This is a genomic window from Streptomyces sp. NPDC059679 (assembly GCF_042734105.1).
Classification (GTDB): domain Bacteria; phylum Actinomycetota; class Actinomycetes; order Streptomycetales; family Streptomycetaceae; genus Streptomyces.
Map to the genome: position 1 here is coordinate 36,209 of NZ_JBHWES010000039.1, position 11,951 is coordinate 48,159.

Below are 11,951 nucleotides of genomic sequence, written 5' to 3' on the forward strand. Positions count from 1 at the left end.
GGCTTCTCCCTCGCTGCCGGTCAGGACGAGCCCAGTTGCTGGTCGATGAGCGCGAACATCTCGTCGTCCGAGGCCGACTCCAGCACCTCGCCGTCGACGGAGTGATCGACCCCGGAGGCGCCGTCGCCGAGCCGCCACAGCAGCGACTGCAGCCGCTTGACGAGCTGCGCACCGGTCTCGCCCTCCGGCCGCACCTCGCCCACCGCCGCCTCCAGCCGCTCCAACTCCCGGAGCACGGGCCGCAGCGCGTCGTCCTCCGCCGGGCACAGCTCGCCCCGCAGATGCTCGGCCATGGCGGCGGGTGTCGGGTGGCGGAACACCGATGCCGCGGACAGCCGCAGCCCCGTCGCCATCGTCAGCCGGTTGCGCAGCTCGACCGCCGTCAGCGAGTCGAACCCGAGATCCTTGAAGGGTGTGTCCATCGCCACCGTCTCGGTATCCATGTGCCCCAGCACGGTGGCCGCATGGGTCCGGACCAGATCGAGCAGAAGCGCCAGCTGTTCCTCGGCGCCCATCGACACCAGCCGGCCGGACAGATCGGCCACCGGCGCCGCCACGCTCCGCCGTACGACCCGGGCCCCGGCGCTCGTCAGCGAGCGGACCAGTGGCGGCAGCGCTTCGGCGGGCTGGGCGGACAGCGCCGCCAGGTCGAGCTGGGCGGCCAGCAGCTGCGCCGTGCCATGTCCGTGCGCCGCGTCGAACAGCGCCAGGGCGCGCTCCGAGGACAGCGGCACCATCCCGGACCGGCTCATCCTGGCGTGGTCGACCTCGCTGAGCTGCCCGGTCATACCGCTGGTGGCGGCCCACAGCCCCCAGGCGATGGAGGTGGCGGGCAGTCCCGCCTGGCGTCGCCGGGTGGCGAGTGCGTCGCAGTAGGCGTTGGCGGCGGCGTAGTTGGCCTGACCTGGGCTGCCGAGGGTGCCGGCGGCGGAGGAGAAGACCGCGAACATGGCCAGGGGGAGATCCTTGGTGGCCCGGTGGAGATGGGCGGCGCTCGTCGCCTTGGCCGCCCAGACGCGGCCGAGGGTGTCGGGGGTCTGGGAGGCAAGCACGGCGTCCTCGACGATGCCGGCGGTGTGGACGACGGCGGTGAGGGGGTGGTCGGGGTCGATGGTGTCGAGGGCCTGTTGGAGCGCGTCGGGGTCTGCGGAGTCGGTGGCGGTGATACGGACGGTGGCGCCCAGCGCGCGGAGCCGGTCGAGGAGCTGTGCGGCACCAGGGGCGTCGGGTCCGCGGCGGCTGAGGAGGTGGAGGTGGGTGATGTGGTGGTTGGTCACGAGGTGTTCGGCGGTCAGGGCGCCGAGGGTGCCGGTGCCACCGGTGATCAGGGCGGTGCCCTCGGGGTCGAGCGCGGGGGGAATGTCCAGGACGATCTTTCCGGTGTGCTTGGCCTGGCTCATATGGCGCAGCGCCTGGCGGGCCCTGGCCAACGGCCACGCCTGGACCGGCGGCGGCGCCAGGACGCCCCGTGCGAAGAGGTCGGCGAGGGTGCCCAGCATCTCCGAGATCCGGTCGAGACCGGCGTCGGAGACCAGGTCGTACGAGCGGTAGTGGACGCCGGGGTGGGCGTCGGCGATCCGCTCGGGGTCGCGGATATCGGTCTTGCCCATCTCGATGAACCGGCCGCCGTGGCCCAGCAGCCGCAGCGACGCGTCCACGAACTCGCCCGCGAGGCAGTCCAGCACCACATCCATGCCCTCGGGCCCGGTGGCGGAGCGGAATGCCTCCTCGAAGTCCAGGTCGCGGGATGAGGCGCGGTGGGCCTGGTCTATGCCCATGGCCTCAAGTACGGCGTGTTTGCCGGGGCTGGCGGTGGCGTAGATCCGGGCGTCCAGGTGGCGGGAGATCTGCACGGCCGCCGTGCCGACGCCACCGGTGGCCGCGTGGATGAGCACCGACTCGCCCGCAGTGAGGCCCGCGAGGTCGTTCAGCCCGTACCAGGCGGTCAGATACGCGATGGGCACGGCCGCCGCCTGCCGGTCGGTCCAGCCCGGCGGGACCGGTACGACGGCGCGGGCGTCGGCGAGGGCCACGGGTCCGAACGAGCCCTGGAACAGGCCCATGACGCGGTCGCCGACGGCCACCGACGTCACGTCCTCCGCCACGTCGAGCACCACGCCCGCGCCCTCGCCGCCCAAGCCTCGCCGGTCGGGCACGACGCCGAGGGTCACCATCACATCCCGGAAGTTGACGCCCGCGGCGCGGACCGCGATCCGCACCTGTCCGGGCGCCAACGGCTCCAGCACCTCCGGGCACTCCTCCGGGGCCAGGCCGTCGACCGTTCCCGCGTGCTCCTCTGCCATCACGAGTTGCCAGGCGGACGAGGTCACGGGCAGCGCGATCCCGGCCGTCGCGTCCGTGGCCGTCAGCCGCGGCACCCACGCCTTGCCGGCGCGTACGGCCACCTGCCACTCGTCCGCGGCGAGGGCCGCGTCCAGCACCCCCAGGACATCCGGCGCCGGACCGGTATCGCGTCCGGCGAGGTCGAGCAGCGTGAACCGGCCGGGGTGCTCCGTCTGGGCGCTGCGGATCAGCCCCCATACGCCCGCGGCCACCGGATCCACGGCGTCGCCGTCCGGGCCGACGGGGATATCCTCCGCCACGGCAGCGGCGTCATGGGTGACGACCACCAGCCGGGACTCGGCGAGCCGCGGCTCGGCCAGCCACTCCTGCGCGGTCGTCAGGACCCGCGCCACCGCGTCATGGCCATCACTGTCAGTGGTTGCCGGGCTGGTCAGGACGGCTGATGGTACGGGCGCGCCCTCGTCCATGGCTGCGACCAGCGCGGCGACATCCGGATGCCGGGAGAGCACCGGGACCGCCTCGGCGAGCCGACTGTCGCCGACCACGGCCCAGTCGTGCGCGGCGTTCGCCGACGTGTCCATCGGGATCGGCAGCGCGGTCCACCGCACCTCGTACAGGCCGTCGTTCGGCCCGCTGGTCCGCAGGCGTGCGGTGTCGATGGGCCGGGTGGTGATGGCGTTGGCGGTCAGGACGGGCCGCCCGGTGGTGTCCAGGAGGGCGAGGCCGAGCTCGCTGTCGCCACGGGGGGTGATGCGGACGCGGGCGTGGGTGGCCCCGGTGGCGTGCAGGGTGACGCCGCTCCAGGTGAAGGGGAGCCAGATCTCGCCGCCCGGGTTGTCGGCGGTGGCGATGAGCGGGTGGAGCGCGGCGTCGAGGAGGGCGGGGTGGAGGGCGAGGGGTTCGGTGGTGTCGGCGGCCGGGAGCGCGATATCGGCGAGGAGGCCGTCGCCGTGGCGCCAGACGGCCTGGAGCCCCCGGTACGTGGGTCCGTAGTGGTAGCCGCCCGCGGCGGCGCGGTCGTAGAAACCGGTGATGTCGACGGGCTCGGCCCCCGGGGGTGGCCAGGCCGCCTCCGCTTCGGCGCTGGGCGGCTCGGCCGCGGGCTCGTCGGTGAGCTCGTCGGTGAGGGTGGCGGTGGCGTGGCGGGTCCACTCCGCTGTGGGGGTGGACTGCGAGCGGGCGTAGATGTCCAGGGTGCGGTGGCCGCTGTCGTCCGGGGGGCTGACGATGACCTGGAGCGAGAGGGGGTGGACGGGGTCGAGGGTGAGGGGCTGTTGGAGGAGCAGTTCGTCGACGTGAGGGGTGGTCGTGTGGTCGGCGGCGTGCAGGGCGATGTCGAGGAGCGCGGTGGCGGGCAGCAGGACCGCGTCGGCGATCGTGTGCTCGGTGAGCCAGCCCTCATGGTCGGCGGCGGGGACCTGCCCGGTCAGGAGGATGCCGCCGTCGGCGAGCGGTGCGGTGGCGGCGAGGAGGGGGTGGGCGAGTGAGGTGGCGCCGGGGGTGGCGGGCCCGGAGTGGGTGGGGGTCAGCCAGTAGGGCCGGCGCTGGAAGGGGTAGGTAGGCAGCTCGACGGCGGGGGACGTGGGGGCGGCGGGGTACCAGGGGGCCCAGTCGACGGGGGAGTGGGTGTGCAGCCGGGCCAGGGCCTGGGCCAAGGCGTGGCTGTCGGGCTGGTTGCGGGTCAGGGTCGGGATCAGCAGGGGAGGGTGCGCGGGCAGGTCGTCCAGCGTGTCGAGGGTGTCCTGCGCGGCGGGGACGAGTACGGCGTCGGGGCCGACTTCGACGAAGACTGCCGTGTGCGGGGCGGTGTGTGCGATGGCGGGGTGGAAGTGGACGGGTCGGCGGATGTGGCGGACCCAGTAGTCGGGGGTGGTGATGTCCTCGTCGGCGGGTTCGCCGGTGAGGTTGCTGATGAGGGGGATGGTCGGCTGGTGGTACGTCAGCCCGGCGATGGCGTCGCGGAAGTCGTCCAGGACCGGTTCCATGAGGGGGGAGTGGAAGGCGTGGCTGACGGTCAGCGCTTTGATCCTGCGGCCGCGTTCCTTCCATGCCGTGCCGATCTTGGTGACGAGGTCCAGCGGGCCGGAGATGACGGAGCTGGTGGGGGCGGTGAGGCCGGCGATGGTGACCTGGCCGTCGTACGGGGCGAGGGCTTCGGCGGCTTCTTCGGCGGTGGCTTCGAGGGCGGTCATGGCGCCGCCGGTGGGCAGACTGCCGAGCAGGGTGGCGCGGGCGGCGACCAGGCGGCAGGCGTCTTCGAGGGAGAGGACTCCGGCGATGTGTGCGGCGGCGATCTCACCGATGGAGTGGCCGATCACCGCGTCCGGCCGCACACCGCAGTCCTTCAGCAGCCGGGCCAGTGCCACCTGCACGGCGAACAGCCCGGCCTGGGTGTAGGTGGTGTGGTCCAGCAGTTCGGCTCGCGGCCGGCCGTGCAGTACGACATCGGCCAGCGGGTGGTCCAGATGCGGATCGAGCAGCCGGCACACCTCGTCGAAGGCGGCGGCGAAGCCCGGGAAGCGTTCATGCAGTTCGGCGCCCATGCCCGGGCGCTGGCTGCCCTGCCCGGAGAACAGCCATACGGCCTTGCCCGATGCGGGCGCTGCGCCGGGCACTGCGGTGATCAGCCCGGGGTGGGGACGCCCGGCGGCCAGGGCGTCCAGCGCGGCCGTCATCTCCTGCTGGTCGCTGCCGACGATGACCGCCCGTCGCTCGAACACCGAGCGCGTCGCGGTCAGGGCACGCCCCACGGCCGTCGGCGACGCGCCGCCATCGGCTCGTAGCAGCTCGGCGAGCGCCGTGGCCTGGTCGCTCAGGGCGTCATCGCTCCGGGCGGACAGCGGCCAGGGCACGATGCCGGGCGGGGGAGTGTCGGTCACCAATGGAGGTGGTTCCGGGGCCTGTTCGAGGATGAGATGGGCGTTGGTGCCGGAGGCGCCGAAGGAGGAGACGGCGGCGCGGCGGGGCCGGTCGGCCTCGGGCCAGTCGGTGGCCTCGGTGAGGAGCTGGACGTTTCCGCTGGTCCAGTCGATATGCGGGCTGGGTTCGTCGATATGGAGGCTGGCGGGCAGTCGGCCGTGGCGCATCGCCATGATCATCTTGATCGCCCCGGCGATGCCCGCGGCGGCCTGGGTGTGCCCGATGTTCGATTTCACAGAACCCAGCCACAGCGGCCGGTCGTCCGGCCGGTCCTGCCCGTAGGTGGCCAGCAGCGCCTGGGCCTCGATGGGGTCGCCCAGCGTCGTACCCGTGCCGTGTGCCTCCACGGCGTCCACATCCGCCGGGTCGAGCCCCGCACCGGCCAGGGCGTGGCGGATGACACGCTGCTGGGAGGGGCCGTTGGGCGCGGTCAGACCGTTGCTCGCACCGTCCTGGTTGACCGCCGAACCGCGGATGACGGCCAGGATGACCCGCCCGTTGCGCCGGGCGTCCGACAGCCGCTCCAGCAGCACCAGACCCGCGCCCTCGCCGAACCCGGTGCCGTCGGCGGCGGCGGCGAACGGCTTGCACCGCCCGTCGGGGGCCAGCCCGCGCTGCCGGGAGAAGCCCGTGAACACATCCGGGGTGGCCAGTACGGTCACCCCGCCGGCCAGCGCCAGATCGCATTCGCCCTGCCGCAGCGCCTGGGCGGCCAGATGCATGGTGACCAGTGACGACGAGCAGGCGGTGTCCACGGTGACGGCGGGGCCCTGGAGGCCGAGGGTGTACGCCACCCGGCCGGAGATGATGCTGCTGGTGCCGGCGAGATTGCCGTAGCCGTCCAGCCGGGGGTCCCCGGCGGGCAGGCCGCTGCCGTAGTCGTGGTACATGACGCCCGTGTACACCCCGGTCAGGCTGTCCTTGAGGGTGTGGGGATCGATGCCCGCACGTTCCAACAGCTCCCAGGCGGTTTCCAGGAGGACGCGCTGCTGCGGGTCCATGGCCTGGGCCTCGCGGGGGTTGATGCCGAAGAACGCGGCGTCGAAGCCGTCGGCGTCGTAGATGAACGCGCCCTGCGAGGCGTAGCTGGTGCCGGGGTGGTCGGGGTCGGGGTGGAACAGATTGCCCAGGTCCCAGCCGCGGTTGGTGGGGAACGGCCCGAGTACGTGCTGACCCGCCGCGACCAGGTCCCACAACCCCTCGGGCGTGGTCACCCCACCGGGGAAGCGGCACGCCATCGCCACCACCGCGACCGGCTCGTCCGCGGTCTGGACCCTGGACGGGCCCGTACGGCGGGGCGCGGGCGAAGCGGTGGCGGTCAGCCGCTCCAGGAGATGGTCGGCGAGGGTCTGGGGGGTCGGGTAGTCGAAGACGAGGGTGGCGGGCAGCCGCAGCCCGGTGGCAGCGGCCAGGCGGTTGCGCAGCTCGACGGCGGTCAGGGAGTCGAAGCCCAGCTCCTTGAACGGGGCCTCGGCCCGGATCGCCGCGTCGGAGGAGTGGCCCAGCACCACCATGACCATCTGGCGCACCGTCTGGAGCACCAGATCGCGCTGTGCGTCGGCGTCGAGACCGGCCAGCCGGCCCGCCAACTTGGGGCCGGTGGCGTGGTGTTCCATGGCGCGGCGGCGGGCCGGCCTGGCCAGGGCGCGCAGTATGGCGGGGGTGTCGTGGCCGAGCCGGGTGGCATCCAGGTCGGCGGCCACCACCAGCGGATGGGTGACATGGAGCGCCGCGTCGAGGAGCCCAAGGCCACGGGACGTGGTGAGGGGGCGCATACCGAGGGTGCCGAGACGGCTCAGATCGGCCTCGGTCAGATGCTCGGTCATGGCGGAGGTCTGCTGCCACAGGGTCCAGGCGATCGAGGTGCCGGGCAGCCCGGCCGCGCGGCGGTCGGCGATCAGGGCGTCGGTGTACGCGTTGGCGGCGGCGTATCCGGCCTGGCCGGAGTTGCCGACGACACCGGCGGCCGAGGAGAACACCATGAACAGCCGCAGTGGCAGGTCGCGGGTGAGGGTGTGCAGATTCCACGCGCCGAGGGCCTTGGGGATCCATACGCGGGCGAGCCGGTCGGTGTCCCAGGACTCCACCAGGGCGTCGTCGATCACACCGGCGGCGTGCACCACACCCACCAGCGGACGGTCGTCGGGGACCGCCGCCAGCGCCTCGGCCAGCGCGGCATGGTCGGCCACATCGACCGCCGCCACGTCCACCTCGGCGCCCAAGTCGATGAGTTTTTGGGCCAGTTCATCCGCGCCGGGGGCCTGGGCGCCGCGCCGGGAGAGCAGCAGCACACGCTCCACGCCCTGCGTACGCACCAGATGCTCGGCGACCTCACCGCCCAGCACCCCCGTACCGCCCGACACCACCACCGTGCCACTGGACAGCTCCGGGGCCTCGCCCTCGGCCGAGGGCGACGTACGCACCAGGCGCGGCACCAGCGTTCCGGCCGCACGCACGACCACCTGCGGCTCGTCCGCGTCGATGGACCGGCGTACCGCCTCGGCCAGCGTCTTGGCCCCGTCGGCGTCGGTATCCGCGTCGATCAGGGTGAACCGGCCCGGGTGCTCGGCCTGCACCGAGCGGACCAGACCCCATACGGCCGCGCCACCCGGATCCACCGACCCCTCGTCGTCGCCGGCCGACACCGCGCCCGAGGTGACCAGGACCAGCCGGGTATCCGCCAACCGCGGCTCCACCAGCCACTCCTGGAGCAGGGTCAGCACGCCCCCGACGGCGGCCAGACCGCCGTCGGGGGTGGCAGGCGCCGTCACCGAGTGGAGGACGACCGTCGGCACCGGGGTTCCGTCGTCCACCGCGGCGAGCAGCGCGCCGAGGTCGGCGTGGGCCGCCACCCCGGCGAGCGGTACGCCACCGTCGCCCACTGCCGCCCAACCGCCGTCCGGCTGAGCCGGCCCGTCGCCCGTCCCGCCACGCGCGGGCACCCAGTCGACGACGAACAGGCCCTCGGCCGCGCGCTCGCCGATGGCGCGCAGCTCGGCGACGCCGGTGGGGCGTGCGGAGACCGACTCGGCGTCGAGGACCGGCGCGCCGGTCTCGTCGGTCAGCGAGATCCGCCGCCCGCCGTCCAGCGGGGATACGCGGACACGCACCCGGCGCGCACCCGTGGCCCACAGCGACACACCGCTCCAGGCGAACGGCAGCCACACCTGACCATCCTGAGACGCGCCCTGACGGCCGCCGTCCAGGAGCGTCGGATGCAGCGCCGCGTCCAGCAGCGCCGGGTGAATGCCGAACCTGTCGGGGCCTTCACCGGCCGCCTCGGGCAGCGCGATCTCGGCGAGCAGATCGGCGCCGTCCCGCCACGCCGCGGTGAGGCCGCGGAACGCGGGGCCGTAGCCATAGCCGCCGTCCGCGGCCCGTTCGTAGAAGTCCGCGACATCCAGCGGTTCGGCCGTCCGCGGTGGCCAGGGGGCCGCTGGGGCGTCCGGCGGGGTGGCTGCGTACTCGGGACCTTCGGGCGCGAGCGTACCCATGGCGTGGCACACCCACCCGTCGGGCGCCTCCGTGTCCAGCTCGTCGGGGCGCGAATGCACATCCACCGTGCGCCTGCCCTCGTCATCGGCGGGCCCCACCGCGACACGTATGCGCAGGGCCCCCGAGGCGGGCAGTACGAGCGGGATCCGCAGGGCCAGCTCCTCCACCGCGGCGCACCCCGCCTCATGAGCGGCCTGCAGCGCCCACTCGACCAGGGCCGTCCCGGGCAGCAGCGCGGTGCCGCCGACGACATGGTCGGCGAGCCAGCCCTCGCCCGTGGCCGGAAGGCGCCCGGTCAGCACCATGCCGCCATCGGGCAGGCTCACCGCGGCGGCCAGCAGCGGATGTTCCACCGCGCGCAGACCGGCGGCGGACACATCGCCGCCCGTGCCCATTCCGCTGCCGAACGGTATCCAGTAGCGGCGGCGCTGGAAGGGGTAGGTGGGCAGCTCGATCGTACGGGGCGCGGGGTCGGCCGAGAACCAGGGGCGCCAGTCGACCTCGAGGCCCGCGGCGTGCGCATGGGCGAGCGCGAGGGCCAGCTGATGCGCGCCGCCCTGGTCGCGGCGGAGGGTGGCGAGGGAGGTGGCGTGGACGCCGGACTCCTCGAAGGTGTCCTGAAGGCTCGTGGACAGGATGGGGTGCGGGTTGCACTGGATGAAGACCCGGTATCCATCGGCCAGCAGACGGCCCACGGCCTCGGCGAAACGGACCGGGCGGCGGAGGTTGTCGAACCAGTACTCGGCGTCGAGCCCCGCGGTGTTCAGGCGTTCCGCGGTCATCGTGGAGTAGAACGCGATCTCGGACTCGACCGGCGACACCTCACCCAGCGCGGAGACGACATCGTCGTGGATGCGGTCCACATGCGGACCGTGGGACGCGTACTCCACATCGATGGTCCTGGTCCGCGCACCGCGCTCCTCCGCCGCCGCCAGCACGGCGGCCAGGGGCTGCGGGGAACCGGAGACGACCGTGGCCTGCGGGCCGTTGACGGCGGCGACGGCCACGTCCCCGGCCGCGGTGCCCAGGTCGTCGAGGAGCCCGGCGGTGTCCTCGGCGCTCAGGGTGAGGGAGGCCATGGCGCCATGGCCGATCAGCGGGCGCAGCGCCTGGACCCGCAGGGCGATGATCCTGGCGGCGTCGTCGAGGGAGAGCGCCCCGGCGACACACGCCGCGGCCACCTCGCCCTGGGAGTGTCCGACGACGGCCGCCGGGGTGATGCCGAAGCTCTGCCACAACGTGGCCAGCGACACGTGTACGGCCCACAGCACGGGCTGGATGACATCGTCCCGCTTGGGGTCCGTCGTACGGTCCGTACCGCGCAGCACGGCGGTCAGCGACCAGTCCACGTACGGCGCGAGCGCCCGCTCGCATTCGGCGATCCGGGCCGCGAAGACCGGGGAGGAGTCGAGGAGTTCACCCGCCATGCCCGGCCACTGGGCCCCCTGGCCGGGGAAGACGAACACCGGACCGGCGCCGATCGGGCCCGCCACGCCCGTGACCACCGCGGGATCGGGCTCGTCGGCGGCCAGCTTGGCCAGCCCGCCGAGCAGCGCCGACCGGTCCGTACCGACCACCACGGCCCGCTGCTCGAACCGGGCCCGCGCCGTCGCCAGCGACCAGCCCACGTCCGCCGCTTCGGCGGCCGGATCGCGCTCCACGGCCTCGGCCAGCCGCCGCGCCTGCTCCGCGAGCGCCGCATCGCCGCGGGCGGACAGCACCCACGGCACCACGCCGCCCCTTATCGCGGCTGGGTTCGCCTGGGTGCTGCCCTGATTCTCCGGGGCGCTCGAAGGGGCGGTGTCGGCCGGGGCGGTTTCGGTCGGGGTGGTTTCGGCCGGGTCGGGGGCCTGCTCGATGATCACGTGTGCGTTGGTGCCGGAGACGCCGAACGAGGACACTCCCGCCCGGCGCGGGTGGTCCGTCTCCGGCCAGTCGACCGGTTCGGTCACCAGGCGGATGGCTCCCGAGCTCCAGTCCACATGCGGCGTCGGCTCGTCGATGTGCAGCGTCGCGGGGACCATCCCGTGCCGGATCGCCATCACCGTCTTGATGACCCCCGCGGCCCCCGCGGCGGCCTGGGTGTGGCCGATGTTCGACTTGAGCGCGCCCAGCAGCAGCGGCCGGTCGGCCGGCCGCTGGCGCCCGTACGTCGCGTGCAGCGCGTCCGCCTCGATCGGGTCGCCGAGCCGGGTGCCCGTACCGTGCGCCTCCACCACGTCCACCTCGGCGGACGACAGGCGGGCGTTGACCAGGGCCTGGCGGATGACGCGCTGCTGGGAGGGGCCGTTGGGCGCGGTGATGCCATTGCTCGCGCCGTCCTGGTTGACGGCCGAGCCCCGGATGACGGCGAGCACCTGATGGCCGTTGCGGCGGGCGTCGGACAGCCGCTCGAGCAGGACGAGACCGGCGCCCTCGCCCCAGCCGGTGCCGTCGGCAGCGGCGGCGAACGGCTTGCAGCGTCCGTTCGGCGCCAGACCGCGCATACGGGCGAAGCCGGTGAACACCGCGGGCGAGGCCATGATGGTCACGCCACCGGCCACCGCCAGAGCGCATTCGCCCTGCCGCAGCGCCTGAATGCCCAGATGCATCGCCACCAGCGACGCCGAGCAGGCCGTCTCCACCGTCAGCGCGGGACCTTCGAGGCCGAAGGTGTACGACAGGCGGCCCGACAGCATGCTGGGGGCGACGCCCGCGTACCCCTCGGTCTCCTTGCGGACCGGGACGCCCGACGTGGCCGAGCCGATGGTGGCGGCCCCGACGAAGACACCGGTCCGGCTGCCCCGCAGCCCCGTGGCGTCGATGCCGGCCCGTTCGAACAGCTCCCAGGCCACCTCGAGCAGCGTACGCTGCTGAGGGTCGGTGGCCAGCGCCTCGCGGGGGCTGATCTCGAAGAAGCCCGCGTCGAACTTGTCGGCGTCGCGCAGAAACCCGCCCTCGCGGGTATACGTGGTGCCCGGGTGGTCGGGGTCGGGGTGGTACAGGCCGTCCACGTCCCAGCCGCGGTCGGTGGGGAACGGACCGACGGCGTCGACACCGGAGGCCACCAGGTCCCACAACGCCTCGGGCGAATCCACCCCGCCGGGAAACCGGCAGGTCATCGCGGTGATGGCAATGGGCTCCTGGGCCCGCTCCTCCACCTCGCGCAGGCGCCGCCGCGTGTCGTGCAGATCGGTCGCCACACGCTTGAGGTAGTCGACAAGCCTCTCTTCATCCGGCATGTGCAGTCACGA

At 73.6% G+C, this 11,951-nt stretch carries 1 protein-coding gene; it reads right to left on the reverse strand.

Going from position 1 to position 11,951, the window contains the following annotated elements:
• Nucleotides 1-20: 20 nt before the first annotated feature.
• Nucleotides 21-11,939, reverse strand: a complete 11,919-nt coding sequence (locus ACFV2X_RS33165) for an SDR family NAD(P)-dependent oxidoreductase (protein WP_385623696.1) — start codon at nucleotides 11,937-11,939, stop codon at nucleotides 21-23.
• Nucleotides 11,940-11,951 lie beyond the last annotated feature (12 nt).

Coding starts and splice junctions, on each gene's coding strand:
- ACFV2X_RS33165 (WP_385623696.1), bottom strand. CDS start 11,939: ATGCCGGATGAAGAGAGGCTTGTCGACTACCTCAAGCGTGTGGCGACC.